This is a genomic window from Pseudomonas sp. (genome assembly GCF_035497915.1).
Lineage (GTDB): Bacteria > Pseudomonadota > Gammaproteobacteria > Pseudomonadales > Pseudomonadaceae > Serpens.
In genome coordinates this window covers 13,653-40,609 of the sequence record NZ_DATJCS010000012.1, presented here as the reverse complement: position 1 = coordinate 40,609, position 26,957 = coordinate 13,653, and the positions used below count along the sequence as shown (strand labels likewise).

General features: G+C 65.5%; 19 protein-coding genes. 9 read left to right on the top strand and 10 right to left on the bottom strand.

What is annotated here, in order from left to right; genetic code table 11:
- Positions 1-62: 62 nt before the first annotated feature.
- Positions 63-590 carry a hypothetical protein gene (locus tag VL129_RS03945; RefSeq protein WP_325410291.1) on the bottom strand — a complete coding sequence of 176 codons (528 nt, stop codon included), beginning with the start codon at positions 588-590 and terminating at the stop codon, positions 63-65.
- A 479-nt stretch (positions 591-1,069) separates the two neighbouring features.
- Between VL129_RS03945 and VL129_RS03940 the strand changes: the two genes are divergently transcribed.
- Positions 1,070-1,480, top strand: coding sequence for a hypothetical protein (locus VL129_RS03940; protein ID WP_325410289.1), 411 nt, complete (start codon positions 1,070-1,072; stop codon positions 1,478-1,480).
- 163 nt (positions 1,481-1,643) lie between these two features.
- Positions 1,644-2,171 carry a hypothetical protein gene (locus VL129_RS03935; RefSeq protein WP_325410286.1) on the top strand — a complete coding sequence of 176 codons (528 nt, stop codon included), beginning with the start codon at positions 1,644-1,646 and terminating at the stop codon, positions 2,169-2,171.
- Positions 2,172-2,509: 338 nt separating this feature from the next.
- Here the strand turns inward: VL129_RS03935 and gdhA are convergent, their stop codons facing one another.
- Positions 2,510-3,853, bottom strand: a complete 1,344-nt coding sequence (gene gdhA, locus VL129_RS03930) for an NADP-specific glutamate dehydrogenase (RefSeq protein ID WP_325410284.1) — start codon at positions 3,851-3,853, stop codon at positions 2,510-2,512.
- A gap of 273 nt (positions 3,854-4,126) precedes the next feature.
- Complete coding sequence (gene ettA, locus VL129_RS03925) at positions 4,127-5,791, bottom strand: energy-dependent translational throttle protein EttA (protein ID WP_325410282.1); 1,665 nt, start codon at positions 5,789-5,791, stop codon at positions 4,127-4,129.
- Positions 5,792-6,036: 245 nt separating this feature from the next.
- Between ettA and VL129_RS03920 the strand changes: the two genes are divergently transcribed.
- Both VL129_RS03920 and glyA read left to right on the top strand, forming a co-directional pair.
- Complete coding sequence (locus VL129_RS03920) at positions 6,037-9,561, top strand: EAL domain-containing protein (protein WP_325410280.1); 3,525 nt, start codon at positions 6,037-6,039, stop codon at positions 9,559-9,561.
- A 133-nt stretch (positions 9,562-9,694) separates the two neighbouring features.
- Positions 9,695-10,948 carry a serine hydroxymethyltransferase gene (glyA, locus tag VL129_RS03915; RefSeq protein ID WP_325410278.1) on the top strand — a complete coding sequence of 418 codons (1,254 nt, stop codon included), beginning with the start codon at positions 9,695-9,697 and terminating at the stop codon, positions 10,946-10,948.
- Between the two features lie 238 nt (positions 10,949-11,186).
- Here the strand turns inward: glyA and radA are convergent, their stop codons facing one another.
- On the bottom strand, positions 11,187-12,551 hold the full coding sequence (gene radA, locus VL129_RS03910; RefSeq protein ID WP_325410276.1) for a DNA repair protein RadA: 1,365 nt from the start codon (positions 12,549-12,551) through the stop codon (positions 11,187-11,189).
- Positions 12,552-12,869: 318 nt separating this feature from the next.
- Between radA and mscL the strand changes: the two genes are divergently transcribed.
- On the top strand, positions 12,870-13,283 hold the full coding sequence (mscL, locus tag VL129_RS03905; RefSeq protein ID WP_325410274.1) for a large-conductance mechanosensitive channel protein MscL: 414 nt from the start codon (positions 12,870-12,872) through the stop codon (positions 13,281-13,283).
- A gap of 178 nt (positions 13,284-13,461) precedes the next feature.
- Here the strand turns inward: mscL and VL129_RS03900 are convergent, their stop codons facing one another.
- Positions 13,462-15,024, bottom strand: coding sequence for a TerC family protein (locus tag VL129_RS03900; protein WP_325410272.1), 1,563 nt, complete (start codon positions 15,022-15,024; stop codon positions 13,462-13,464).
- Between the two features lie 251 nt (positions 15,025-15,275).
- Complete coding sequence (locus tag VL129_RS03895; RefSeq protein ID WP_325410270.1) at positions 15,276-16,052, bottom strand: ferredoxin--NADP reductase; 777 nt, start codon at positions 16,050-16,052, stop codon at positions 15,276-15,278.
- Positions 16,053-16,126: 74 nt separating this feature from the next.
- Between VL129_RS03895 and VL129_RS03890 the strand changes: the two genes are divergently transcribed.
- The 3 genes from VL129_RS03890 to trmA all read left to right on the top strand — a co-directional run bounded on the left by VL129_RS03890 (position 16,127) and on the right by trmA (position 19,967).
- Positions 16,127-17,251 (top strand): class I SAM-dependent methyltransferase, encoded by a 1,125-nt coding sequence (locus VL129_RS03890; RefSeq protein ID WP_325410268.1) that lies wholly within the window; start codon positions 16,127-16,129, stop codon positions 17,249-17,251.
- A gap of 179 nt (positions 17,252-17,430) precedes the next feature.
- The gene (locus tag VL129_RS03885; protein ID WP_325410266.1) at positions 17,431-18,720 is read left to right on the top strand and encodes an NCS2 family permease; all 1,290 of its coding nucleotides are present in this window, start codon (positions 17,431-17,433) and stop codon (positions 18,718-18,720) included.
- 161 nt (positions 18,721-18,881) lie between these two features.
- On the top strand, positions 18,882-19,967 hold the full coding sequence (gene trmA / locus VL129_RS03880) for a tRNA (uridine(54)-C5)-methyltransferase TrmA (RefSeq protein WP_325410264.1): 1,086 nt from the start codon (positions 18,882-18,884) through the stop codon (positions 19,965-19,967).
- Between the two features lie 151 nt (positions 19,968-20,118).
- On the opposite strand, the gene VL129_RS03875 is transcribed toward trmA, so the two are convergent.
- From VL129_RS03875 to VL129_RS03865, 3 genes are all read right to left on the bottom strand, one after another.
- Positions 20,119-20,781, bottom strand: a complete 663-nt coding sequence (locus VL129_RS03875) for a YiaD family glycine zipper/OmpA-like lipoprotein (RefSeq protein ID WP_325410261.1) — start codon at positions 20,779-20,781, stop codon at positions 20,119-20,121.
- Positions 20,782-21,217: 436 nt separating this feature from the next.
- Complete coding sequence (locus tag VL129_RS03870; protein ID WP_325410259.1) at positions 21,218-22,222, bottom strand: ArsJ-associated glyceraldehyde-3-phosphate dehydrogenase; 1,005 nt, start codon at positions 22,220-22,222, stop codon at positions 21,218-21,220.
- A gap of 174 nt (positions 22,223-22,396) precedes the next feature.
- Positions 22,397-24,442: a PhoX family protein gene (locus tag VL129_RS03865; protein WP_325410257.1), complete on the bottom strand. Its 2,046-nt coding sequence runs from the start codon at positions 24,440-24,442 to the stop codon at positions 22,397-22,399.
- Between the two features lie 183 nt (positions 24,443-24,625).
- Here VL129_RS03865 and VL129_RS03860 point away from each other — a divergent pair, with 183 nt between their 5' ends.
- Entirely contained in the window at positions 24,626-25,495 is an 870-nt protein-coding gene (locus tag VL129_RS03860; RefSeq protein ID WP_325410255.1) for a cation efflux transmembrane domain-containing protein, read from the top strand.
- Between the two features lie 22 nt (positions 25,496-25,517).
- Here the strand turns inward: VL129_RS03860 and VL129_RS03855 are convergent, their stop codons facing one another.
- Complete coding sequence (locus tag VL129_RS03855; RefSeq protein WP_325410253.1) at positions 25,518-26,891, bottom strand: hypothetical protein; 1,374 nt, start codon at positions 26,889-26,891, stop codon at positions 25,518-25,520.
- Between the last annotated feature and the right edge of the window lie 66 nt (positions 26,892-26,957).

Sequence of the window (26,957 nt, the reverse complement as noted above, 5' to 3'; positions counted from 1 at the left end):
CGCCCAGCGGCAGTCTGGCGGACCCCACGCTGGACCTCGGTTTTTTTCATGCCGCATGTGAATCAAAGGCCCTGATAACAAACTACGGCAAAGCTCGATCCAGAAAAATGAAGACATGTTCGCTGATTTTGATTTTCGCCCTGATTGGCAGCAAGGTCGCCCATGCCGACTCGCATTCGCCAGACAATCAAGCCGTGGAGCACGCAAGCTGTTATGGACATCTGACCGAGCTGGTCAGAAGCAGTGACTTCCCGTTTGGCCAGGTGGGCAACAGAAACGTCAATCTGATTATTGATAATGACACTGGAAACAGCGTGCTGGCCAAGCTGTTTTTTGACACGCACGGCACGGGCACAATCGGATGGATTGAGTACCATGTCGACGAACGAAAACTCTTCAATGTCTCGGCTTATCTGGATGAGCCTGAACGCCTTAACTTCAGCGAAGCTCACGCGGTCGAATACGAAGAATGCACTGATTAGCTCACCCGTCCCGCGGTTATCCAACCCAGCTTCGCTACCTGACCACGCCGCCGCCAAACAAAAAGGCCCGTGCATCGCTGCACGGGCCTTTTCAATATCGGCGAACACAGCCGGGTGGTTATTGGAAAGGAAAGAATATCGGCATCGCTGACCTCAATGCCATTGCGCAGAAAACCAGGGGATTTCGCAGAGATCAACCAAGCGTTGGAGGAAAAAAACCATGGCCAGAATCAGCCAACTTTCCCCAGCGAGAAGAAATGACGACGAAAGCTTTATTCAGCAAGCCCATATGCCTGCATAGCTATTATGGAAAAAAGTACTGGCCGCCGAGGAAATGTGCGCAGACCAAATAATCTGGGAAGTGCCTTAAAATCGGCAGCCGCACAAAAATTACAGCACCTGAACGTTCCGATACGCTGCTGCCGTATATCGCGCCGCAGCCATGACGACTGCGATCAGTCTTCGACCCGGGGTCCAAAAGGCAAGCAGCGGATGCAAGCGGGTCACCAGCTGGAAGCACTCCGTCCTGAACAACACGGCCGACACACCTGGCGACGGGTGCACCCCAACACATTCGAACTTTAAAAATGAAAATGAAAAAATACGCTCTCCCAATTTCATACCTTATCATTTTAGGACTCAGCTTTTTCAGCCTGACAGAAGAACTTTATCATCGCCAGCCGAGCGCAATCGTTATAAGTAAATCTGGCGATTACTTGATAGAGCACGTGCGTGCGACCGGAATTCTAAATCCACTCGGCGACATGTCCTATTTAAAAATAACCCGCATCTCCTCTCCAAAGAAAAGCTACCGAACCCCACTATTTAGATCATCCTATCTCGACATGCGCCCACATGAAAATGATCAGGCCATTGGCATAACCTGGATCGACTTCATTAAAGAAAAGAAGGCGTTTGAAATAGGCATACCCGAATGGAAAGAGCACTGGCTAAATATATTCATCAGTGACACGCCCTACGCAATACTTCCAAATTAGCCCTACAAACCAAGCACAAAGCACAAAGCACAAGCAAGTGTCGCTGTGTCATTCAATCACTGCTACCAGAGCGAGCTCACAGCGCTGCGCCGGTTCGGCGCCGAGCACCAGCACAGGCAACCCGACGATACCAAGCCTCCCCACCATTCAGCCTCTATTTAATATGAATGCATATCGAAAGAATATAATCTCTACAGCCTTATCCATATCAGCCATCACCCTATCCCAAGCAGCGGAGTCTCAGCCAACTCTGTGCCTGGCCAGTGAAAAAATCATATTCCAATTCGAAGTTCTACCCAGCAGAAAAATTGCCGCCATCTGCCAAGGCGGATCCGAACAATACTTGACATACCGATTCGGACAGCCATACAAAATCGAACTCCAGCACCCGAACAAATTGAACAACACAGCCTGGCAGGAATTCGAATTCGACGGATATTCCAGAGGAGGCGGTATCGAAAACGAAGCGATGGGGTCCTACCAGCTATCATTCTCCAAAAAAGACACCACATACACGTTATTCCAGGACTGGCATCTACCTACAGGCGAGTACAACATTGGGATCTTTATCCATTCGCCAAAAGGTAGATTCGTCCTGCGCGGCGATCAGAAAAGTCAAATCGGAGCACTGACCACGCTTGAAACCCAGCACCGATTAAAAGCGAAGCCCGATCCAGAAGAGCCGCTCTAGAGCAGCAATATTATTTATCTCGATGGGCGCTATTTCTGCAGTTCAAGCAGACCGGGCCTTGGCAGAAAGAAAGCGTTCTCTGCGATAGATCCGGAAGGGGGAAATGCAGGGTTGCGATTCGTTCTGGATAGCAACTAGGTCTGCCTCACTGGGGTGACATCCAGACGTACCGATCGATCGCCTCCGGGGAGTTCTGTTTCCTTCTGGAGGGCGACCGCTTCACGGGCTTCCGGACCACTTAAATGGACCAGCCCAGCTCCCGACTACTATGCCACCCCAAATGAAAAGGCCCGTGCATCGCTGCACGGGCCTTTTCGCTTACCGGCGGGGAGTGGTGATCAGACCACGCCCTGGGCCAGCATGGCGTCGGCAACCTTCACGAAGCCGGCGATGTTGGCGCCCTTCACGTAGTTGACGAAGCCGTTCTCTTCGCGGCCGTAGCTCACGCAGGCGTGGTGGATGGACTGCATGATGGCATGCAGGCGCTCGTCCACTTCACCGGCGGTCCAGGACAGACGCATGGCGTTCTGGGTCATTTCCAGACCCGAGGTGGCCACGCCGCCGGCGTTGGAAGCCTTGCCCGGCGCGTAGAGGATGCCGGCCTCGATGAACAGGTCCACGGCTTCCAGGGTCGAAGGCATGTTGGCGCCTTCGGCGACGCAGAAGCAGCCGTTCTTCAGCAGGATGCGGGCATCGTTGGCGTCCAGTTCGTTCTGGGTGGCGCACGGCAGGGCGATGTCGCACGGCAGGTTCCACGGACGCTGGTCGACCAGGAACTGCAGACCGAAGTGCTCGGCCATTTCGCGGATGCGACCACGACGGACGTTCTTCAGGTCCATCAGGTAGTCCCACTGCTCGTCGGTCAGGCCGGCCTCGGCATACAGGGTGCCTTCGGAGTCGGACAGCGAGATCACGTTGCCGCCCAGGTCCATGACCTTGCGCGCCGCGTACTGGGCGACGTTGCCCGAGCCGGAGATGGCCACGCGCTTGCCGTCCATGCCGCCCTTTTCCTGGTCCTTGAGCATCTCCTCGGCGAAGTACACGCAGCCGAAGCCGGTGGCTTCCGGACGGATCAGGCTGCCGCCGTAGCTGATGCCCTTGCCGGTCAGCACGGAGGTGGCTTCGTTGGCCAGGCGCTTGTATTGGCCGTACAGGTAGCCGATCTCGCGGCCGCCGACGCCGATGTCACCGGCCGGCACGTCGCAGTCAGCACCGATGTGGCGGTACAGCTCGGTCATGAAGGACTGGCAGAAGCGCATCACTTCGTTGTCGCTCTTGCCCTTCGGGTCGAAGTCCGAACCGCCCTTGCCGCCGCCCATGGGCAGGGTGGTCAGGGAGTTCTTGAACACCTGCTCGAAGGCCAGGAACTTCAGCACGCCCAGGTTCACCGAGGGGTGGAAGCGCAGGCCGCCCTTGTACGGGCCGATGGCGCTGCTCATCTGCACGCGGAAGCCACGGTTGACGCGGGTACGGCCCTGGTCGTCGACCCACGGTACCCGGAACAGGATGGCGCGTTCCGGCTCGACGATGCGCTCGATGATGCCGGCTTCGAGGTAGTGCGGGTTGGCCTCCAGGAAGGGCCACAGGCTGCGCAGCACTTCCTCGACCGCCTGGTGGAATTCGGGCTGGTCAGGGTCGCGACGCTTAAGACGCTCAAGGAAGGAATCTACAGTGATGCTCATAATGCGACGTCCGATGAAAAGGCAAGGCGTGGATTTTTGAGGGGCGTGACTTTATCAAGCGCGCCAGCACCACGGAAGTGCGAAATGTCGTTTTTATGAAACTTTTTGGTGCGAACTTATAAATCGGCACCCGTACCATCCCTTGCGGAGCAGCGCTCTACGCGCCGGGAGGCGGGAGGTTGTAGCGGGGAGTGCGGCAAAAACGCACACGAGCGAGGAAAGGACCAAAATGGGGCCGTGATGGCCCCATTTTTGTGCACGCCGGACCGTCTGTCAGGCGAGCTTCTTGTAGCGCACGCGGTGCGGCTGCGCGGCCGCCTCGCCCAGGCGCTTCTTGCGATCGGCTTCGAACTCGGTGTAGTTGCCTTCGAAGAACACCACCTTGCCGTCGTCCTCGTAGGAGAGGATGTGGGTGGCGATACGGTCGAGGAACCAGCGGTCGTGGGAAATCACGATGGCCGAGCCGGGGAAGTCCAACAGGGCTTCTTCCAGCGCGCGCAGGGTTTCCACGTCCAGGTCGTTGGACGGTTCGTCGAGCAGCAGCACGTTGCCGCCCTGCTTGAGGGTCAGCGCCAGGTGCAGGCGACCCCGCTCACCACCGGACAGGTCCTTGACGAACTTCTGCTGGTCGGCGCCCTTGAAGTTGAAGCGACCCACGTAGCCGCGCGACGGCACTTCGTAGTTGCCCACCTTGATCATGTCGAAGCCGTCGGAGACCTGCTCCCAGACGGTCTTGTTGCCTGCCAGGTGCTCGCGGCTCTGCTCGACGCTGGCGATCTGCACGGTTTCGCCGATCTCGATGCTGCCGCTGTCCGGCTGCTCCTTGCCGGTGAGCATGCGGAACAGGGTGGACTTGCCCGCGCCGTTGCCGCCGATCACGCCGACGATGGCGCCCTTGGGAATGCTGAACGACAGGTCGTCGATCAGCACGCGGTCACCGTAGCTCTTGCACAGGTTCTTCACCTCGATGACCTTGTCGCCCAGGCGCGGACCGGCGGGGATGTAGATCTCGTTGGTCTCGCTGCGCTTCTGGAATTCCTGCGACTGCATTTCCTCGAAACGCTGCAGGCGGGCCTTGGACTTGGCCTGGCGCGCCTTGGCGCCCTGGCGCACCCATTCCAGTTCGGCCTTCATGGCCTTGGCGTGGGAGGCTTCCTGCTTGGCTTCCTGGGCCAGGCGCGCGGACTTGGACTCCAGCCAGCCGGAGTAGTTGCCCTCGTAGGGGATGCCATGGCCACGGTCCAGCTCGAGGATCCAGCCGGCGACGTTGTCGAGGAAGTAACGGTCGTGGGTGATGGCCACCACGGTGCCGGGGAAGTCGTGCAGAAAGTGCTCCAGCCAGGCCACCGAGTCGGCGTCCAGGTGGTTGGTCGGTTCGTCCAGCAGCAGCATGTCGGGCGCGGAGAGCAGCAGGCGGCAGAGGGCCACGCGGCGCTTCTCGCCACCGGACAGGTGTTCGATCTTCGCATCCCAGGCCGGCAGGCGCAGCGCATCGGCGGCGACTTCCAGCTGGCGCTCCAGATTATGGCCGTCGGCGGCCTGCAGGATGGCTTCCAGCTTGGCCTGTTCGGCGGCCAGCGCGTCGAAGTCGGCGTCCGGCTCGGCGTAGGCGGCGTACACCTGATCCAGGCGCGCCTGGGCGTCCTTGATCTCGCCGACCGCTTCCTCGACGATCTCGCGCACGGTCTTCTGCGGGTCGAGCTGCGGTTCCTGGGGCAGGTAGCCGACCTTGATACCGGGCATCGGGCGGGCTTCGCCGTCGATCTCGGTGTCCACCCCGGCCATGATGCGCAGCAGGGTCGACTTGCCGGCGCCGTTCAGGCCCAGCACGCCGATCTTGGCGCCGGGGAAGAACGACAGGGAAATGTCCTTGAGGATTTCACGCTTCGGGGGGACGACCTTGCTGACCCGATGCATGCTGTAAACGTACTGAGCCATGACTGACCTTGGATGAAAGAAAGAAATTCAGGGGAGTTGAGTGACGGATGGGGCCGGTGAATCGACCCTCCGCCCGGATACGGCGCTTGCCACCGCATCTGCTGCCGGCTCAAAGGGCCGGAAAGGGCTGCGCGTGGCGGCAAAGCTACCGGAATGCGACGTGCAGAGCAAACCAGCGCCCTACTGGCACTCCGCTTCCAGTCAGGGCATGCTAGCCGCCCTCGAACTCAGCCATCCACCGCGCCGTGCCCGACGACCGACCGCCCCCGCGCCTCGCCGCCCGCCTGTTCACCACGCCCCTGCGTCGCCTCGGCTGGCTTCTATTGCTGACGGCCCTGCCCGCCGCGCTGTTCGTCGAGATGCCAGCCCTGTTGCTGGGCATGCTGGGCCTGGCGCTGCTGCTGCGCCGGCCGGTGCCGGCCTGGCGGCAGCTCGACGGCGTGCTCGGCGCCGTCGAGGAACGGCTGCTGGTCAGCGATTTCAGCGGTCGCCTGAGCTACGCCAACCGCCCAGCCGCTGAACTCTTCGGCCTCACGCCCCGACAGATCAGGGGCCGCCAGTTGTCGGAGCTGATCCCGCAGCTGCACGACCTGCTCGGCAACCCCGGGGAGCAGCATTTGTGCGCTTCGCAACTGCTGCAGTTCAACCTGAACGGGGAATCGCGCCGCTTCGCCGCCAGCCGCAGCCGACTGCGTGCCGATCACGGTCAGGATGGCTACGTGTGGGTGCTGCGCGATGTCACCGCCGAGCAGCGCGACCTGCGTCTGCTCAACGAAACCCGCCAGCGCTACCAGGACATCTTCGCCAGCACCGGGGTGGCGTTGTGCGTGTTCGACCTGCGCGCCCTGCGCAACCACCTGCATGAGCACCAGCTGCAGGACGCCGACAGCCTGGCCGCTTGGCTGGATGCGGACGCCGAACGCCACCAGACCCTCAGTCGCCTGCTGCGCCTGACCGAGGTCAACCACATCGCCCTCGACCTGCTGGGCGTCGAGAACGTCGAGCAGGCCTGGACCCGCCTGGTCGGCAACCACCCGATCCACCGCTCGGGCAACCGGTTCAGATTCATTGTCGCCCTGCTGGAGGAGCGGCCCTACCTGGAGCTAGACGCCCATCTGATCAACGGCCAGGGCGTCGAACGCCACCTGTGGATGGTGGCCAGCCTGCCGGCCAGCGGTGCGCCACTCGACGCCATTCCGCTGAGCATCGGCGACATGACCACGCGCAAGCGCCTGGAACTGTCGCTGGCCGAGCGCGAGCGCTACTGGGCGCAGATGCTGCGCGCGATTCCCGATGCCATCTACGTGCTATCGATGCGCCGGCGCACGCTGCAGTTCAGCAACGATCGGCTCAGCCGGCTGCTCGGTTACACGGAAAAAGAGCTGCTGTTATCCGGGCGCAACGGCCTGCTGCCGCTGGTGCACCCCGACGATGCCGAGTTGTACCTGCGCCTGGTCAGCCAGCGCCAGGTGCTGCAGCCGGGACGGCTGCTCTCCGCCCAGCTGCGCCTGCGCCACCGCGACGGCTCCTGGCGCTGGCTGGAAATGCGCATGCAGACCCTCACCCAGGAAGAAGGCCGCACCGAACAGCTGCTGTGCATCGCCAAGGATGTCACTGGCCAGCTGGAATTCAGCGAATCGCTGCGCGACAGCGAACGCCGCTACCGGCTGCTGGCGGAAAACATGCGCGACGTGCTGTTCATCCTCGATGACGAGATGCAGCCCAGCTACATCAGCCCCTCGGTCCAGCAGCTCGCCGGGCATTCCGCCGACTGGCTGCTGCGCAACGGCGTGCAGCGCCTGATGGCCAACCCCGACCAGCTGGCGGAACTGCGCCAGCGCCTCGCCGAACTGCGCCGCCAGTTGGCCAATCCTCGGCAGCGCGCCGCCCTGCGCCACGAAAACCCGCAACAACGCTATCTGTTCGACTGCCTGTGCCAGGACGGCCGTCTGCTACCCATCGAGCTGCGCACCAGCCTGATGTGGAGCGCCGCCGGACGCTTCGAGGGTGTGCTCGGCGTGTGCCGGGACGTCAGCCAGCAGCGCCAGACCGAGCAGGAGCTGCGCATGGCCGCCACGGTGTTCGCCAACTCGACGGCGGCGATCCTGGTCGCCGACCGGCAAGGCAACATCGTCCAGGTCAACGAAACCTTCAGCCGCATCAGCGGCTACGCCGGCCAGGAAGTGCTGCACCGCCACGCCACCCTGCTGACCGCCAGCCGCCACGAGGCCGAGCACCTGGCCGAGCTGCTCGAACAGCTTGATCAGGACGGTCGCTGGGAGGGCGAGCTGACCCTGCAGCGCCGCTCGGGGGAAAGCTTCTCCGCCTGGCTGGGCATCGCCGCGGTGCCCGACGGCGCCGGCGCGCTGGCCAACTACGTGTGCTTCTTCAACGACATGAGCGAGCGCAAGGCCAGCGAACAGCACATCCACCGCCTGGCCTACTATGACGCGCTGACCCTGCTGCCCAACCGCACACTGTTCCAGGAACGCCTGCAGCAGGCCCTGCAGACCGCCGCCCGGCAGCGGCACTGGGTGGTGCTGATGTTCCTCGACCTGGACCGTTTCAAGCCGATCAACGACTCCCTCGGCCACGCCGCCGGCGATCTGCTGCTCAAGGATGTCGCCCTGCGCCTGTCGGCCTGCGTGCGCCATGACGACACGGTGGCGCGCATGGGCGGCGACGAGTTCACCCTGCTGCTCAGCCCGTTGGAAGACGAAGTCGAGGCGCGCCGACGGGCCATCGCGGTCGCCCAGCGCATCCTCGCCAGCCTGTCCCACCCGTTCCTCATCCACGGTCGCGAGTTCTTCATCAGCGCCAGCATCGGCATCGCCCTCAGTCCACAGGACGGCAGCCGCTCCAGCCAGTTGATGAAGAATGCCGACACCGCGATGTATCACGCCAAGGACCAGGGCAAGGACAACTACCAGTTCTACCAGGCCAACATGAACGCCACGACGCTGCAGCGCCTGGAGCTGGAAAGCGACCTGCGCCACGCCCTGGAGGAAGGCCAGTTCCTGCTGTATTACCAGCCGCAGCTGGATACCCGGGCACACCGCCTGACCGGGGTCGAGGCGTTGCTGCGCTGGCAGCATCCGCGCCGCGGCCTGGTCTCGCCCGGCGAGTTCATTCCCGTGCTCGAAGAGCTCGGCCTGGTGGTGCAAGTCGGCGAATGGGTGCTGGCCGAAGCCTGCCGGCAGATTCACACCTGGCAGCAGCAGGGCCTCATGGTGCCGAAGGTCTCGGTCAACCTGTCCGCCCGTCAGTTCGCCGACGGCATGCTCGGCACACGCATCGCCGACATCCTGGCCAGCAGCGGCCTGGCGCCCGCCTCGCTGGAACTGGAACTCACCGAAAGCATCCTGATGCGCGACGTCGGCGCCGCCATGCAGGTGCTCACCGTGCTCAAGCAGATGGGCCTGTCGATCGCCGTGGACGACTTCGGCACCGGCTACTCCTCGCTCAACTACCTCAAGCAGTTCCCGATCAACGTGCTGAAGATCGACCGCAGCTTCGTCGACGGCCTGCCGGACGGCGAGCAGGACGCGCAGATCGCCCGCGCCATCATCGCCATGGCGCACAGCCTGAACCTCTCGGTGATCGCCGAGGGCGTGGAAACCCGCGAACAGCTGGAATTCCTGCGCGAGCATGGCTGCGACGAGATCCAGGGCTTCCTGCTGGCCCGCCCGCTGAGCGCCCAGGCGCTGGAAGAGAAGCTGCGCAGCGGCGCGGTCACCCGCCTGGAACAGCACGCCGAGCTGGCGGTCTGAGCCAACCCGGACGGAATTGATACGCAACGTGAACCCCGCTCACGATGCTCCGCCGGCGCATACCCGAGGGCGCGCGGATGGGGTAGAATCCGCGCCTTCCTTACACCGCCCAGCTGATTCCCAGGGGACCGCCATGTTCAGCCGTGATTTGACCCTCGCCCGTTTCGACGCCGATCTGTTTGCCGCCATGGAGCAGGAAGCCAAGCGTCAGGAAGAACACATCGAGCTGATCGCCTCGGAAAACTACACCAGCCCGGCGGTCATGGAAGCCCAGGGCAGCGTGCTGACCAACAAGTACGCCGAAGGCTACCCGGGCAAGCGCTACTACGGCGGCTGCGAATACGTCGACGTGGTCGAGCAGCTGGCCATCGACCGCGCCAAGCAGCTGTTCGGCGCCGACTACGCCAACGTCCAGCCGCACGCCGGTTCCCAGGCCAACGCGGCCGTTTACCTGGCCCTGCTGAACGCCGGCGACACCATCCTCGGCATGAGCCTGGCCCACGGCGGTCACCTGACCCACGGCGCCAAGGTCTCCTCCTCCGGCAAGCTGTACAACGCCATCCAGTACGGCATCACCGACGAAGGCTTCATCGACTACGACGAAGTCGAGCGTCTGGCCGTCGAGCACAAGCCGAAGATGATCGTCGCCGGCTTCTCCGCCTACTCCCAGGTGCTGGACTTCGCCCGCTTCCGCGCCATCGCCGACAAGGTCGGTGCCTACCTGTTCGTCGACATGGCCCACGTGGCCGGCCTGGTCGCCGCCGGCGTGTACCCGAACCCGGTTCCGTTCGCCGACGTCGTCACCACCACCACCCACAAAACCCTGCGTGGTCCGCGTGGCGGCCTGATCCTGGCCAAGGCCAACGAAGAGATCGAGAAGAAGCTGAACTCCGCCGTGTTCCCGGGCGCCCAGGGTGGCCCGCTGGAGCACGTGATCGCGGCCAAGGCCGTGTGCTTCAAGGAAGCCCTGCAGCCCGAGTTCAAGGCCTACCAGCAGCAGGTGGTGAAGAACGCCCAGGCCATGGCCGAAGTGTTCATCCAGCGCGGCTTCGACGTGGTTTCCGGTGGCACCCAGAACCACCTGTTCCTGCTGTCGCTGATCAAGCAGGACATCACCGGCAAGGACGCGGACGCCGCCCTGGGTCGCGCCTTCATCACCGTGAACAAGAACAGCGTGCCGAACGACCCGCGCTCCCCGTTCGTGACCTCCGGTCTGCGTATCGGCACCCCGGCCGTCACCACCCGCGGCTTCAAGGAAGCCGAGTGCCGCGAGCTGGCCGGCTGGATCTGCGACATCCTGGCCGATGTGAACAACGAAGCGGTCATCGACGCCGTGCGTGCGAAGGTCCAGGCCATCTGCGCCAAGTTCCCGGTGTACGGCAAGTAAGCGTCCACGCAATGCAAAAAGCCTGGCAAATGCCGGGCTTTTTTGTTTGTGTCTTTCGTAGGGCCCGGCGCCACCGCTGGACCCTGTAGGAGCGGCTTCAGCCATCAGGTGCGGGCCGGCACCAAAAGCATCGCGGCTGAAGCCGCTCCTACAGAATTCGCGCACCCGGCTTCTGTGGTGGGGACGATGCCGTGGTAGGACGCGAATCCGTCGGCCGCATAAAGCCGGCCTTACCGATTTACTCGAACAGCGCATCCAGCGCCTGCTCCAGGCGCGTCACGGCGATGACCTGCAAGCCGGCCGGCGCCTCCTTCGGCGCATTGCCCTTGGGCACGATCGCGCGCTTGAAGCCGTGCTTGGCCGCCTCCTTCAGGCGTTCCTGGCCGCTGGGCACCGGGCGTACCTCGCCGGACAGGCCGATCTCGCCGAACACCAGCAGGTCGTGGGGCAGCGGCCGATTGCGCAGGCTGGACATCACCGCCGCCATCAGCGCCAGGTCGGAGGCGGTTTCCAGCACCTTCACTCCGCCGACCACGTTGAGGAACACGTCCTGATCGTGGGTGGGAATGCCGCCGTGGCGATGCAGCACCGCCAGCAGCATGGCCAGGCGGTTCGGGTCCAGACCCAGGGTGACCCGGCGCGGGTTGGCCAGGTGGCTGGTATCGACCAGCGCCTGCACCTCCACCAGCATCGGCCGCGAACCTTCCCAGGTGGCCATCACCACGCTGCCGGGCACGGATTCCTGGGCACGGGTGAGGAAGATCGCCGAGGGGTTGGAGACTTCCTTCAGCCCCCGATCGGTCATGCCGAACACGCCCAGCTCGTTGACCGCGCCGAAGCGGTTCTTCACCGCGCGCAGCAGGCGCAGGCGGCCGTCGGACTCGCCCTCGAAATACAGCACCGTATCGACCATGTGCTCCAGTACGCGCGGGCCGGCCAGCGCGCCTTCCTTGGTGACGTGACCGACCAGGAAGATCGCCGTGCCGCTCTGCTTGGCGAAGCGCACCAGCAGCGCCGCGCTCTCGCGCACCTGGGCCACGCCGCCGGGGGCGGACTGCAGCTGCTCGGTGAAGATGGTCTGGATGGAGTCGATCACCATCACCCGCGGCTTTTCCTGGCGGGCGGTGGCGATGATGGTTTCGATGCAGGTCTCGGTCATCACCTTGAGGCGATCCTGCGGCAGTTCCAGGCGCCGGGCGCGCATGGCCACCTGCTGCTGGGATTCCTCGCCGGTGACGTAGAGGGCGGGCAGGCGCTGGGCGATGTTGCACAGGGTCTGCAGCAGGATGGTGGACTTGCCGATGCCGGGGTCGCCGCCGATCAGCACCACCGAGCCGTCCACCAGGCCGCCGCCGAGCACGCGGTCCAGCTCGCCGGAAGCGGTGGAGAAGCGCGGCACCTCCTCGACGCTGACCTCGGCCAGGGTCTTGAGCTGCGCCTGATCGCCGGCCCAGCCACTACGCCCGCTGGCGCCGCTCGGTGCGCTTTCCACCAGGGTCTCCACCAGCGTGTTCCAGGCGCCGCATTCGCCGCATTGCCCGGCCCACTTGGGGAAGGTGGCACCGCACTCGGTGCAGCCGTACATGCGTTTGGCCTTGGCCATGACCCGTTCACTCCCTCGTCAGCGATGACGGGGGATCATACGAAAAGACTGGATATATTTACAGCGATCAAAGGGCCTGGAAATGTGCGCTCGCGACAAACAGCACGACCAGGCCGGCCAGGGACAGGTAGTTACGCATGGGCGAATTCCTCGGGTGGGATCAACGGTGCGCAGCCTATGCCGCGTAATGTCTTGATGCCATTAAGATTTCCCAAAGCGCCCAATAGTCACATTTGCATGCGACACAACGCTCGGCAGGCTGGCAGCGCAGCGGCTATAACCAACTCACCCGTACCTTCACACTTCGAGGACAGCCGCATGAAATTCATGAGTGAATTCAAGGCGTTCGCCGTTCGTGGCAATGTCGTGGACATGGCCGTCGGCATCATCATCGGCGCCGCCTTCGGCAAGATCGTCTCGTCGTTCGTGGCCGACGTGATCATGCCGCCGCTGGGGGTGGTAATCGGCGGCGTGGATTTCAGCGACCTGGCCATCGTGCTCAAGGACGCCGTCGGTGAGACGCCGGCGGTGGTACTCGCCTACGGCAGGTTCATCCAGAGCGTCATCGACTTCCTCATCATCGCCTTCGCGATCTTCCTGGCCATCAAGTTCATCAACCGCCTGCGTCGGCAGGAAGAAGCCAAGCCAGAGGTTCCGCCGGCGCCGACCAAGGAAGAAAGCCTGCTGACCGAGATCCGCGACCTCCTCAAGAGCCGGCAGGACCGGCTCTGAATCGGTAGGGTGGGCAACTCGCGCAGCGATTGCCCACCACGGGATGCCTCCTGAAACGCATCGCGGCTGAAGCCCCTCCCACAAAGCCATGCACCGCACGGACCTGTAGGAGCGGCTTCAGCCGCGATGCTGTTCAGCGGGGGTGCCGGCTCCGCCGATGCCCCCGCCAGGCTGGCCGTTACATCGCCTCGGCCGCTACGGGCCGCAGCTCCACCTTGCTGACCCGGCGATCCCGCACCTCGCTCACCGTCACTTCCCAGCCCTGGGCTTCCACCCGGTCGCCGACCACCGGCAGGCGGTTGAGCAGGCTCATCACCAGCCCCGCCAGGGTCTGGTATTCCTCGGTCGGGTCGATGGAGAAGCCGACGGTCTGGCACAGCACCGCCAGGTTCAGCGAACCGCTCACCCGGTAGCCGCCGTCCAGGGTTTCGATGTCCGGGCTGTCCATTTCGCTGGCATCGGGCAGCTCGCCGGCGATGGCCTCGAGAATGTCGGTCAGCGTGACCATGCCTTCGAAGGCGCCCAGCTCGTTGATCACGAAGGCCACGTGGGTCGAGGCCTGGCGCATCTGCTCCAGCGCACTGAGCACCGAGACGCTTTCCGGCAGGCTCAGCGGCGTGCGCAGCAGGGCCTGGATGTCCGGCTCCTGGCCGGCCAGCAGCGCGTTGAGCAGTTCCTTCTTGTGCAGGTAGCCCAGCGGCTCGTCCACGGCATTGCCACGAATCACCGGCAGGCGCGAGTGCGGGGATTCCAGCAGCACCTGGCGGATGGTCTCGCGGTCCTGGTCCAGGTTGATGCGGTCCACCTGCATGCGATCGGTCATCGCCGTGCGCACCGATTGCTCGGCCAGGTTCAGCACGCCGCGGATCATCAGCCGCTCGCGACGCTGGAAGGGTTCGTGTCCCGGGGTGCCGTTGCCCACCAGGTCGACGATGGCCTCACCCACCTGGTCCGCCTCGACCCGGCCGCCCAGCAGGCTGAGCACCGCATCGGCGGTGCGCTCACGCAGCGGACGCTCGCTCTGCAGGTTGTGCTGACGGCGCGAACGGGCCAGCTGGTTGAACACCTCGATGAGGATCGAGAAGCCGATGGCCGCGTACAGGTAGCCCTTGGGAATGTGGAAACCCAGGCCTTCGGCGGTCAGGCTGAAGCCGATCATCATCAGGAAGCCCAGGCACAGCATGATCACCGTCGGACGGGCGTTGACGAACGCCGTCAGCGGCTTGCTCGCCACCATCATCAGGCCCATGGAGATGACCACCGCCGCCATCATCACCGGCAGCTGCTCGACCATGCCCACGGCGGTGATCACCGCGTCCAGGGAGAACACCGCGTCCAGCACGATGATCTGTGCCACCACCGGCCAGAAGCGCGCGTAGCCCTTGCTGCCGGAGGTCTGGTGCAGGTGCCCTTCGAGGCGCTCGTGCAGCTCCATGGTGGCCTTGAACAGCAGGAACACACCACCGAACAGCATGATCAGGTCACGACCCGAGAAGCTCATGCCGAGCACCTCGAACAGCGGCTCGGTGAGGGTCACCAGCCAGGCGATGCTGGCCAGCAGGCCCAGGCGCATCAGCAGCGCCAGGCTCAGGCCGATCAGCCGCGCGCGGTCGCGCTGATGCGGCGGCAGCTTGTCAGCCAGGATGGCGATGAACACCAGGTTGTCGATGCCCAGCACGATCTCCAGGATGATCAGGGTCAGCAGACCCAGCCAGACGGTGGGGTCGAGGAACAGTTCCATCAGGGGTTAACGCTCATGTGACAGGAAACGGGAACGCACGGACGCGCGCCGGCGGAGGCCGGCACGCGACAGACACGGGATGCGGAGATGGGCGGCACGGCGGCGCCAGGTGCGCCGCGCGGGGAGGAGCGTCCCCCGGGGAGGCCGGGGGAGGTCGAGAGTCGGTGTCCATATAACCCGAGGGTTGAAAAACGAATCGCGGAATTTACGGCAAGCGCGGCACGCTGCAAATAGCCATTCGTAACCACTTCTTACCAGTAATTCTCCACCGCGACCTGGCCAGGGCGCCGCGTGAGGCTCAGCTGCAGGTCGCGCGCCTTGAGCAGCAGCCGGGTGTCCTCGATCATCTGCGGGTTGCCGCAGAGCATGATGCGCGAGTGTTCCGGGCTCAGCCGCAGACCAGCGGCGCGCTCCAGTTCGCCCGTTTCCAGCAGGGTGGTGATACGCCCGTGCAGCGCACCCGGCCGCTGCTCGCGGGTGATGGTCGGCAGGTAGGTGAGCTTGTGGGCGTGTTCGGCCAGGTAGTCGCGCCCCGCGAAGCCCTTGATCAGCTCCTGATAGGCCAGCTCGCGCGCCTCGCGCACGCTGTACACCAGCACGATGCGTTCGAAACGCTGCCAGGCCGCGAAGTCCTGCAGGATCGACAGGAACGGCGCAATTCCAGTACCGGTCGCCAGCAGCCACAGGTCGCGACCGTCCGGGAAGCGGTCCAGGGTCAGGTAACCGAACGGCTGGCGCTCCACCAGCAGTTCGTCGCCAGGGCCGAGGCGGCGCAGCTCGCTGGTGAATTCGCCGTCCGGCACGACTACCGAGAAGAAGTCGAGGAAGTCGTCGTGGGGGGCGGAGACCATCGAATAGGCGCGCCACACCAGGCTGCCGCTCGGCTTGCGCACCCCCAGGCGGGCGAACTGCCCGGCCTGGAAGCGGAAGCCCGCATCGCGCGTGGTGCGCAGGGTGAACAAGCTGGGCGTCAGGGTCTCCACCGCCAGCAGCCGCTGGCGGGTGAACTTCTCTTCGCTGGCCGTCATACTGCGCACCTCCGCGTGGTCCGGTTCGTTTTCAGACTACGCCTAATCGGCTCCCGGAAAACCCGCCAGTCTTCATGCCTATTCTCGACACGCCCTTCGCCCGCCTCGACCTGATCCGCCAGCCTGAACAGCAGAACGAACCCCTGCAGGCGTTCGACGCCGCCGACGAGTACCTGCTCACCCATCTGCACGAACAGGGACTGGGCGCCGATGAGCGGGTGCTGATCCTCAACGACGGCTTCGGCGCGCTGGCCTGCAGCCTGGCGCCCCATGCCCGGGTGACCAGCAGCGGCGACTCGCACCTGGGCCATCTGGCCCTGGAGAAGAACCTGCAACGCAATGGCATCACCGCCGCGCCGCTCTTCGTGCCGGCCAGCGCCACCCCCGAAGGCCCGTTCGATGTGGTGCTGATCCGCATCCCGAAGACCCTGGCGCTGCTGGAGGAACAGCTGATCCGCCTGCACGGCCGCCTGGCGCCGGGCGCGCGGGTGATCGCTGCGGCCATGATCAAGCACCTGCCGCGCGCCGCCGGCGATCTGCTGGAGCAATACATCGGCCCGGTACAGGCCTCGCTGGCGGTGAAGAAGGCGCGCCTGCTGTTCGCCACACCCGAGGCGCGCCCGGCGCCGGTATCGCCCTACCCGACCCGCTACCGGCTGGATCAGCCGGCCATCGAACTGCTCAACCACGCCAACCTGTTCTGCCGCGAAGGGCTGGACATCGGCACTCGTGCCTTCCTGCCGCACCTGCCGAGCGGACTGGGTACGGCACGGGTCGCGGACCTCGGCTGCGGCAACGGCATCCTCGGCATCGCCTGCGCGCTGGCCAATCCCGAGGCGCAACTGACCCTGGTGGACGAGTCCTACATGGCCGTGCAGTCGGCCGCCGAGAACTGGCGGGCGATCCTCGGCGAACGCCCGGTGGAGATCCGCCCCGGCGACGGGCTGGCCGAACAGCCGGCCGACTCGCTGGACCTGGTGCTGTGCAACCCGCCCTTCCACCAGCAGCAGGTGGTCGGCGACTTCCTCGCCTGGCGCATGTTCCAGCAGGCGCGCCAGGCGTTGGCCAGCGGCGGGGAACTGTGGATCGTCGGCAACCGCCACCTGGGCTATCACGTCAAGCTCAAGCGGCTGTTCGAGCGCGTCGAGCAGGTGGCCGCCACGCCAAAATTCGTGATTCTTCGCGCGATTCGCCGCTGATCCTCGCCCATTCACGCCCTGCGCCCAGCTGGTATCATGCGCCGCGTTTGCGGGCCGCCTGTCCAAGGGGCCCGAGCAGGCGCAGACGGGCGAAGACTCGCTCGCGCCTGCATACAGACCTCCGCTTGTCACCTGCCGCACAGTCAATCATGGCGAATACCGCCTTTGGGGAACCCATCATGCTGGAGAAGCTGTTCCAACTGCGTGCCCATAACACCACCGTGCGCACCGAGATCCTGGCCGGTCTCACCACCTTCCTGACCATGGCCTACATCCTGTTCGTCAACCCGTCGATGCTGGCCTCCACCGGCATGGACCAGGGCGCGGTGTTCGTCGCCACCTGCCTGGCCGCCGCCATCGGTTCTTCCCTGATGGGCCTGCTGGCCAACTACCCGATCGCCCTGGCGCCGGGCATGGGCCTGAACGCCTTCTTCACCTACACCGTGGTGCTGACCATGGGCTACACCTGGCAGGTCGGTCTGGGCGCGGTGTTCCTGTCCGGCGTGCTGTTCTTCCTGCTGTCGGCCTTCAAGGTCCGCGAATGGATCATCAACAGCGTGCCGCTGCCGCTGCGCGCCGGCATCGGCGCCGGTATCGGCCTGTTCCTGGCGATCATCGCCCTGAAGAACGCCGGCATCGTGGTTGACCACCCGGCCACCCTGGTGGGCCTGGGCGACCTGGGCGCCGGCGGTCCACTGCTGGCCTGCCTGGGCTTCTTCCTGATCTCCGCGCTGGCCTACCGCAAGATCACCGGCGCGGTAATGATCGGCATCCTCGCCGTCACCGCCCTGTCCATCCTGCTCGGCCTGTCCGAACTGCAGGGCGTGGTCTCCGCGCCGCCGTCGCTGATGCCGACCCTGCTGGAACTGGACATCATGGGCGCGCTGGATATCGGCCTGGTCAGCGTGGTCTTCGCCTTCCTGTTCGTCGACCTGTTCGACACCTCCGGCACGCTGATCGGGGTTTCCCAGCGCGCCGGCCTGGTCGACAAGAACGGTCATATGCCGCGCCTGGGTCGCGCCCTGCTCGCCGATAGCACCGCCACCATGGCCGGCGCCGCGCTGGGCACCTCGACCACCACCAGCTACGTGGAATCCGCCGCCGGCATCGGCGCCGGTGGCCGCACCGGCCTGACCGCCTGCGTGGTCGCCCTGCTGTTCCTGCTCAGCCTGTTCTTCTCGCCGCTGGCCAGCTCGGTGCCCGCCTACGCCACCGCGCCGGCGCTGATGTTCGTCGCCGTGCTGATGCTCAGCAGCCTGGCCAACATCGATTGGAACGACCTGGCCGTCGCCGCCCCGGTGTCCATCGCCGCGCTGGCCATGCCGCTGACCTTCTCCATCGCCAACGGCATCGCCTTCGGCTTCATCGCCTGGACCGCCATCCACCTGCTGGCCGGTCGCTGGCGTGAACTGAGCCCGGCCATGTGGGTGCTGTCGGCGCTGTTCGTGGTCAAGCTGGCGCTGTTCTGATCCCAGCCCATCGCGGCTGAAGCCCCCCTGGCTTCAGCCGCGAGGGTTCAGCTACCGACGGCCGGTCCCCCCGGCCGTGCATTCGGCTCCGGATCGGTGGAAAATCGCCGCGCGAATTTTTCATCCTGCGGCCCTGCCGTCCTTACCCACACGAGTTGCCCATGATCCGTCCGCAAGACGCCGCCGCCTATTCCGCCCAGCTTGCCGACAAGCAGGCCCGCCTGCGCGAGCTGCTGGCGCCCTTCGCTGCCCCGACCCCCGAGGTGTTCGATTCGCCCCTGAGCCATTACCGGCTGCGTGCCGAATTCCGCCTGTGGCGCGACGGCGAGCAGCGCCACTACGCGATGTTCGAGCCGGGCGACAAGCGCGCGCCGATCCTGCTCGACGACTTCCCCATCGCCAGCCCGCGCATCAACGAACTGATGCCACGCCTGAAGGCCGCCTGGCAGGCCAGCGAGACCCTGGGCCACAAGCTGTTCCAGGTGGAATTCCTCACCACCCTGTCGGGCGACGCGCTGATCACCCTCGCCTATCACCGCCCGCTGGACGATGCCTGGGAGCAGGCGGCCGAGCCGCTGGCGGCGATCCTCGGCGCCAGCATCGTCGGCCGCTCGCGGGGCCAGCGCCGGGTGGTCGGTCGCGACTACGTCAGCGAAACCCTCTGCGTGGCGGGCCGCGAGTTCCGTTACCGGCAGCCGGAAGGCGCCTTCAGCCAGCCCAACGGCGCGGTCTGCCAGAAGATGCTCGGCTGGGCCTACGAGGTGCTGGGCGAGCGCGACGACGATCTGCTGGAGCTGTACTGCGGCAACGGCAATTTCACCCTGCCGCTGGCCACCCGCGTGAACAAGGTGCTGGCCACCGAGATCAGCAAGAGTTCGGTGAATGCCGCGCTGGCCAATCTGGCCGACAACGGCATCGACAACGTCACCCTGGTGCGCCTGTCCGCCGAGGAGCTGACCCAGGCGCTCAACAAGGTCCGTCCGTTCCGCCGCCTGGCCGACGTCGACCTGGACAGCTACCGCTTCGGCACCGTGTTCGTCGACCCGCCGCGCGCCGGCATGGACCCGGACACCTGCGAGCTGACCCGGCGCTTCGAGCGCATCCTGTATATCTCCTGCAACCCGGAAACCCTGGCGGCCAACATCGCCCAGTTGCACGACACCCACCGCGTCAGCCGCTGCGCGCTGTTCGACCAGTTCCCCTGGACGCACCACATGGAAGCCGGGGTTCTGCTGGAAAAGCGCTAAAAAACGTAGGAGCGGCTTCAGCCGCGATGCTCTTTCGCAACATGAGCCCAAAGCATCGCGGCTGAAGCCGCTCCTACGAAAAGCAGGCGAAAATCTCCGCCCAATGAAAAAGCCCGCCAATCGGCGGGCTTTTTCATTCCGGGGGAAGCGCTTACTGCTGCGGCGGCAGCAGGGTGATTTCCACGCGACGGTTCTGCTGACGGCCGGCAGCGGTGCTATTGCTGGCGATCGGCTGGTTCGGGCCGGCGCCGTAGGCGGAGATACGGTTGGCCGCCACGCCGTTGGCGGTCAGGTAGTTGGCCACGCTCATGGCGCGGTTGTTGGACAGGGTCTGGTTCAGCTGCAGCGAACCGGTGCTGTCGGTGTGGCCGACGATCTGGATGCCGTTCTTGTTGAACTCCTTGAACACCAGCACCAGCGAATTCAGGGTGTCGTAGAAGCTGGCGGAGATGTCGGCGGAGCTGGAGGCGAAGGTGATGTTGCCCGGCATGATCAGGATCAGGTTGTCCCCCTCACGCTGGACCTGCACACCGCTGTTGACCAGGGTCTGACGCAGCTTGGCTTCCTGCTGGTCGACATAGGCGCCGTAGCCACCGGCGGCCAGGCCGCCCACCGCGGCGCCGATCAGCGCGCCCTTTTTGCGGTCCTTCTTGCTGGAGGTGGCGGCGCCAACGGCAGCACCGGCCACGGCGCCGAGGCCACCATAAACACCCACCTTGCCCGCCTGTTGTTCGCCGGTGTAGGGGTTGGTGGTGCAACCCGCCAGCAGCGCGACGCTGGCGGCAATGGCGGTCAGGGTACGCCAGTTTCTCATGATGGATTTTCCTTTGAATTCAGATGGTTGGGTTGGCCCCGCGCTTTGAGGGCAATCGGCACCAAAAGTTCCGCGCCAGATTATCCGCCTGACAATCGGCAGGCAGCTCCCGGGCTGCGCCAGTGTCGATTGCCGCACAGTAATCACCGGCTCGCGGACGACTGGCGGGATACCCCCTCTCACCCAGCCCCTCTCCCGCAAGGGGCGAGGGGAGAAAGGAACCGTAGGGTGGGTTAGCCGCACAGCGGCGTAACCCGCCAGGGATGCCGCTGGGCCAAACGGTGGGTTACGGCCTGCGGCCTGACCCACCCTACGCAAGCTGTAGGGCCGGCTTTACGCCGGCCAGCGGACTGCGGCCGGCGCACCGGCGGCAATCCCACCGCTGACGGCCGGGATAAACCCGGCCCCACCGGGGTCGGCGATTCCGTCTCACCGCTCAATCAGCCAGGCCGACCAACCGGGCCAGCTCCACGGTGCGGTTGGCGTAGCCCCATTCGTTGTCGTACCAGGCGTAGATCTTCACCTGGGTGCCGTTGACCACCATCGTCGACAGCGCGTCGACGATCGACGAGCGCGGGTCGGTGCGGTAGTCGATGGACACCAGCGGGCGCTCCTCGTAGCCGAGGATGCCCTTCAGCTCGCCGTCGGCGGCAGCCTTGAGCAGTTGGTTGACCTCCTCGACCGTGGTGGCGCGTTCCACTTCGAACACGCAGTCGGTCAGCGAGGCGTTGGCCAGCGGCACGCGCACCGCGTGGCCGTTCAGCTTGCCGCGCAGCTCCGGGAAAATCTCGGCGATCGCGGTGGCCGAGCCGGTGCTGGTCGGGATCAGGCTCAGCAGCGAGGCACGGGCGCGACGCAGGTCCTTGTGCGGCTGGTCGAGCAGGCTCTGCGAGTTGGTCGGGCCGTGGATGGTGGTGATCGAGCCATGGCGGATGCCGAGCGCTTCGTGGATTACCTTGACCACCGGGGCCAGGCAATTGGTGGTGCAGGACGCGGCGGTGACGATGCGGTGCTGTGCCGGGTCGAACAGCCGGTCGTTGACGCCCATCACCACATTGAGCACGCCCGGTTCCTTGACCGGCGCGCTGACCACCACGCGCTTGACGCCCTGATCCAGGTAGCCCTGCAGCACGGCCACGGTCTTCATCTTGCCGCTGGCCTCGATCACCAGATCGCAGTCCGACCAGTCGGTGTCGGCGATGGCCTTCTTGTGGGTCACCGGAATGCGCTGACCCTCAATGACGATGTTGTCGCCGTCGCTGCCCGCCTCGTGCTGCCAGCGGCCGTGCACCGAGTCGAAATTCAGCAGGTGGGCGTGGGTTGCCGCGTCGGCGGCCGGGTCGTTGATGCGCACGAACCGCAGTTCCGGCCAGTCCCAGGCGGCGCGCAGCGCCAGCCGTCCGATGCGGCCGAAACCGTTGATGCCTACGTTGATGGTCATGCCGGATTCCCCAGAGTCGGATGGATGGGTAGCGATTGCCGGCGCCGTCCGGCTTCACGCCGGGCCCGGAGCCACGACACCCGCGCGGGGCAGGCGGGAGATCTGGCTGGCATTAAAACGGCCCACCCCGACCCTCTGGCACCCTGCCGGAGGGCCGGGGCGAACCGGCGGGACTCAGACGGCCAGCTCGCCGCCGTCGATGCGCTGGATCACCACGGTCGCGGCGCGCGGCCGTACCTTGCTGCCGGCCGGCGTGACCTGGGTGGCGTCATCGCTGTAGGGCCAGTTCCCCGGGTGCTGGATGTTGACGAACATCGTGCGGTTGTCCGGGGTGAAGGCCAGGCCGGTGACTTCGCAGCCATTGGGACCGACGAAGAAGCGCCGCAGTTCCCCCTGGTTCTGCACGTTCACCGGCACCTCGCGGCCCTGCGGGTCGATCAGGTTGGCGGGAATCACCGCCAGCATCTGGTCGTTGGTGTAGTCGGTGAGGGTCTTCTCGCCGTTGTCGGTCTGGATCCACAACACGCCGCGGCTGTCGAAGACCAGGCCGTCCGGGCTGGCGAACTGGTTCAGGTCGGTGAGGCCGGAACGGTTCAGGCTCGGGTCAGCGGCGGCGTGGGCGCCGAACACGAAGATGTCCCAGCGGAAGCCCCGCTGATCGGCGCTGTCGTGCCAGCGGATGATGTGGCCGTGGCGGTTCTGGGTGCGCGGGTTGGCGGCGTTGGGCTCGGTACGGCTGCTGTTGTTGGTCAGCGTCAGGTACACGTCGCCGTTCAGCGGGTTCACCGCCGTCCATTCGGGACGATCCATGGGCGTGGCGCCCAGCGCGTCGGCGGCGCCACGGGTGTTGAGCAGGATGCCGGCCAGGTCGCCGAACAGGGCACTGAGCGGGATGCCCTCGGGCGTCAGGCTGTCCGGGGTCAGCGGCAGCCAGACACCGCCGCCGTCGTCATTGAAGCGCGCCACGTAGAGGGTGCCGCGATCCATGTACTTGGCGCCGGTGGCCAGGCGGTCGAGGGGGTTCGCGTCGGCCGGGTCCCACAGGGCAGCGGAGACGAACTTGTAGAGGTACTCGTTCTGCGCGTCGTCGCCGCTGTAGAACACCACCGGCTGACCGGCCTGCGCCTTGGCCGGCCAGCAGCCCTCGTGACGGAAGCGGCCCAGGGCGGTGCGCTTCACCGCGCGGGTGGTCGGATCGTGCGGGTCGATCTCGACGATGTAGCCGTAGGTGCTGGCCTCGTTGCGGTAGTCGTCCCGCGCGCTGGCGCCGCGCGGGGTGATGTCGAAGCGGGCGAATTCCTCGTCCACCTCGCTGGCGTCGCCTGCGGCGGTTTCCCAGGCGTAGCTGGTCCTGGCGGTGGAAATGCCGATGCGGCGCTGATCCTCCGGCAGGCCGGCGTCGCGGTTGATGAACACGTTGGGCCAGTTTTCCTCGCAGGCCAGGTAGGTGCCCCACGGGGTGAAGCCGTTGCCGCAGTTGTTGTTGGTGCCGCGCGTTACGGTGCCATCGGGCGAGAAGCGCGTCTGCACGTGGGCGCTGCCGCGCAGCGGGCCGGACAGGTCCATCACGCTGGCGGTGGTGAAGCGGCGATTGAGCGGGTCGTTGTCCATCACCTGCCAGCGGCCACCGACCTTGCGGATGCGCAACACGCCGACGCCGTGGGCGTTGATCTCCTTGCGCACCTCCTCGGCGGGACGCCGGCCGTCGGCATCGCGGGTCGGACCATTCGGGTGCAGGGCCTTCTGGTCGATGTACTCGTAGTTCACCACCAGCAGGCCGTCTTCGGAGCTGCCGTTGAGGGGGAAGAAGTGCATGCCGTCGTGGTGCATGCCCACGGCATTGGCCTGATCGTCGGCGCTGTTGCCGCCATCGGCCTGCCAGGCACGCGCGGCGCTGTTCAGCGGCGTGCCCCAGGGCGCCAGCACGTAGGCGCTGTAGCCGGGCGGCACCACGCAGGCATCGGTGCGCGAGCCGGGAATGGAATCGAAGCCGAGCCGCAAGGGGTCGGGCTGGGTGGGCTGCGGTTGCGGCCGGGGCGGACGCGGGCGGCCGTCCTTGTCGAGGCAGCCGCTCAGGCCGACGCCGGCCATCATGGCGATCGCCGCGCCCAGGCTGCCGCGCAACACGCTGCGGCGGCTGAGGTAGCGGTCCATCACCGCCCCCATGGGCTCGTTGGGGCTGAGATTGCGCTGCAGGTTGTCGCCGGTTTCTCGACTCATGGGGGGCAGGTCCTTCTGAAGGGAAGCCAAGACTGTAGAAAGGCACTGTGATGATTGCGTGTCAGCGCCATGAAGAAATCGCGGCAGGCACCCGCCATCGGTGCGTGGCAGGCGTGCCGGCGAGGCTGAGATCTTCGCCGTCAGGTTACACTGCGCGACCTGTCACCCACGCGAGCCCTTCCCATGAGCGATTGCTGCAAGACCTGTAGTTGCACCGCAGAGGAAACGCCCAGCCCGCCACCGGCCGAGGTGCGGGCCGAGCTAGTCAGCGAGTTCAGTGTGGCGAAAATGGATTGCGCGGCCGAGGAGCGCCTGATCCGCATGGCCCTGGAACCGCTGGCCGAGGTGCGCGGCCTGCACTTCGATCTGGGCAAGCGTCGGCTGCGGGTGTGGCACGACGCCGATATCGCGCCGGTGGCCCGCACGCTGGAATCGCTTGGCCTGGGCGCGCGCCTGGACGGCACCACGGCAGCCAGCGAAGCGGCGCCCGCGGCACCGGATGCCGACCGCCAGGCCTGGGTGTTGCGCTGGTTGCTGGGCATCAATGCGCTGATGTTCGTCGTCGAGCTGACCAGTGGCTGGCTGGCCCAGTCCACCGGACTGCTGGCCGACTCGCTGGACATGTTCGCCGACGCCGCCGTGTACGGCGTGGCGCTGTACGCGGTCGGGCGCGCGGCGCACCTGCAGCTCGGCGCCGCGCGGCTGGCCGGTGTCATGCAGGTGCTGCTGGCGCTGACCGCGCTGGCGGAAGTGGCGCGGCGCTTCCTGCTCGGCAGCGAGCCGCAGTCACTGTCGATGATGGGCATCGGCCTGCTGGCGCTGGCGGCGAACGTCGCCTGCCTGCTGTTGATCCACGGCCAGCGCGACGGCGGCGTGCACATGCGCGCCAGCTGGATCTTCTCCGCCAACGACGTGCTGGCCAACCTCGGCGTGATCCTCGCCGGCGCCCTGGTGGCCTGGACCGGCTCCGCCTGGCCGGACCTGCTGATCGGCACGGCGGTGGCGCTGCTGGTGCTCAACGGCGCGCGGCGCATCCTGGCGCTGAAGGCCTGAGAACGACGACTGCCGGGGCGACTCAGGCCCGCCGCCACCACCGCCGACGGGTCGGCGGCTCGGGCCAGCTCAGCGGCTTGCTCTCGCAGCGCACGATGCCGCCGGCGCCCAGGCGCAGAGTCCAGCGCTGCGCGACGCTGCCGGCCTGCCCCGGCTCGCGGTGGACCAGCAGCAGGTTGTAGTCATGCTGCTTCTCGATGGGGTGCGCCTGCACGCCCTCCTCTTCCTTCCATTCGAACAGCTGCTGGTGGCTGGCCTGGATCATCGCGCACAGCGGCTCGCAATCCAGGGTCAGGCGCTCCTGGATTTCGTCCTGAGTCAGCGCCGCCTTGTCCAGATGCAGCCGTGAGCGGTAGCAGACGATCTGCCGTTCCTCGTTGCTGGCCCATTTGCCGGAATGCTCACGCACCGGCGGGCTCAGCTCGGCGAGCTTGCGGTAATCGAGCCAGGCCAGCTGCTGGGCCAGCACCTTCTGGGTGTAGGGCATCTGCTGACGGATCTTCCAGCGCGGCTTGCCCTGGCGCAGCCAGCGCGTGACGGTGTCGATCAGGTCGTCGCGCAACAGGTCGCGCAGCGCATAGATCAGCGCGATGCCCAGCAACAGGGCCAGCGACAGCTGCTGACTGGCGTCGCGCACGTTGAACAGGAAATAGGTGAACACCGACATGATCAGCACGGTGGAGGTCGCCTTCACCAGCTTGCGCGTGCCGGCACCCAGTTCGGTGATCTTCTGGCGCAGCACCACCGGGTACTCCAGCAGGCGCAGGTACAGGCCCATGCGGTTCCACACGCGGGTCGGCGTGCCCTGGAAGTCGCTCAGGTAATCGCGCTCGCGGCGATAGCGGTGTTCCTGGCGCAGGAAGTCCTGGAGGGACTGCCGCAGTTCCTCGTCGAGTTCATCGAAGCCCTCCAGGGTCATGCTCTCCAGCACGAACTGTTCGGCCAGCCAGGAGTAATAGATGTCGAGCTGGCGGAAGTAGCGCAACTGCTTGCTCTGCTTCGGTTCCGCCTTGCGCAGGCGCTGGGCGAAGTTCTGACTGAGGCGCAGGGCGCGGGCCAGCGGCTCGCCCACCGCCCGGCCCTGCAGCTGCTGGCGCAGCCGGTCCAGGGAGGCCTGGTACTGGAAGAAGCCGGCGCCGTACATGATCTCGTAGTGCGGCGAGAGCAGCGAGTAGGAGGTGTCGTGCTTGCTGGCGCGATCCTGGGCCGGCAGGCCAAGCAGGCGGTACCGGTGGACCAGCGCGGTGTGGAAGAACTGATCCTCCGACAGGGTACGGGCGGAGAGGTTGCTTTCATGGGGCGTGAACAGGTACAGCTCGACCGAGTGACGCCCCGGCCGGGTCAGCGTGCGGGTCAGTTGCAGGCGAAAATCGCCCTGGCGCTTCAACGAGAACACGGCACCTCCAACAACAAATGGCCCGGCGAGCATATCCGAAGCCGGGAGCGGCGGCGCTTCGACCGG

What these genes read in the sequence shown, in the direction of transcription:
- VL129_RS03940 (WP_325410289.1), top strand. Translation starts at nt 1,070, where the DNA reads ATGAAAATGAAAAAATACGCTCTCCCAATTTCATACCTTATCATTTTA.
- VL129_RS03935 (WP_325410286.1), top strand. Translation starts at nt 1,644, where the DNA reads ATGAATGCATATCGAAAGAATATAATCTCTACAGCCTTATCCATATCA.
- gdhA (WP_325410284.1), bottom strand. Translation starts at nt 3,853, where the DNA reads ATGAGCATCACTGTAGATTCCTTCCTTGAGCGTCTTAAGCGTCGCGAC.
- ettA (WP_325410282.1), bottom strand. Translation starts at nt 5,791, where the DNA reads ATGGCTCAGTACGTTTACAGCATGCATCGGGTCAGCAAGGTCGTCCCC.
- glyA (WP_325410278.1), top strand. Translation starts at nt 9,695, where the DNA reads ATGTTCAGCCGTGATTTGACCCTCGCCCGTTTCGACGCCGATCTGTTT.
- radA (WP_325410276.1), bottom strand. Translation starts at nt 12,551, where the DNA reads ATGGCCAAGGCCAAACGCATGTACGGCTGCACCGAGTGCGGTGCCACC.
- mscL (WP_325410274.1), top strand. Translation starts at nt 12,870, where the DNA reads ATGAAATTCATGAGTGAATTCAAGGCGTTCGCCGTTCGTGGCAATGTC.
- VL129_RS03900 (WP_325410272.1), bottom strand. Translation starts at nt 15,024, where the DNA reads ATGGAACTGTTCCTCGACCCCACCGTCTGGCTGGGTCTGCTGACCCTG.
- VL129_RS03895 (WP_325410270.1), bottom strand. Translation starts at nt 16,052, where the DNA reads ATGACGGCCAGCGAAGAGAAGTTCACCCGCCAGCGGCTGCTGGCGGTG.
- VL129_RS03890 (WP_325410268.1), top strand. Translation starts at nt 16,127, where the DNA reads ATGCCTATTCTCGACACGCCCTTCGCCCGCCTCGACCTGATCCGCCAG.
- VL129_RS03885 (WP_325410266.1), top strand. Translation starts at nt 17,431, where the DNA reads ATGCTGGAGAAGCTGTTCCAACTGCGTGCCCATAACACCACCGTGCGC.
- trmA (WP_325410264.1), top strand. Translation starts at nt 18,882, where the DNA reads ATGATCCGTCCGCAAGACGCCGCCGCCTATTCCGCCCAGCTTGCCGAC.
- VL129_RS03875 (WP_325410261.1), bottom strand. Translation starts at nt 20,781, where the DNA reads ATGAGAAACTGGCGTACCCTGACCGCCATTGCCGCCAGCGTCGCGCTG.
- VL129_RS03870 (WP_325410259.1), bottom strand. Translation starts at nt 22,222, where the DNA reads ATGACCATCAACGTAGGCATCAACGGTTTCGGCCGCATCGGACGGCTG.
- VL129_RS03865 (WP_325410257.1), bottom strand. Translation starts at nt 24,442, where the DNA reads ATGAGTCGAGAAACCGGCGACAACCTGCAGCGCAATCTCAGCCCCAAC.
- VL129_RS03860 (WP_325410255.1), top strand. Translation starts at nt 24,626, where the DNA reads ATGAGCGATTGCTGCAAGACCTGTAGTTGCACCGCAGAGGAAACGCCC.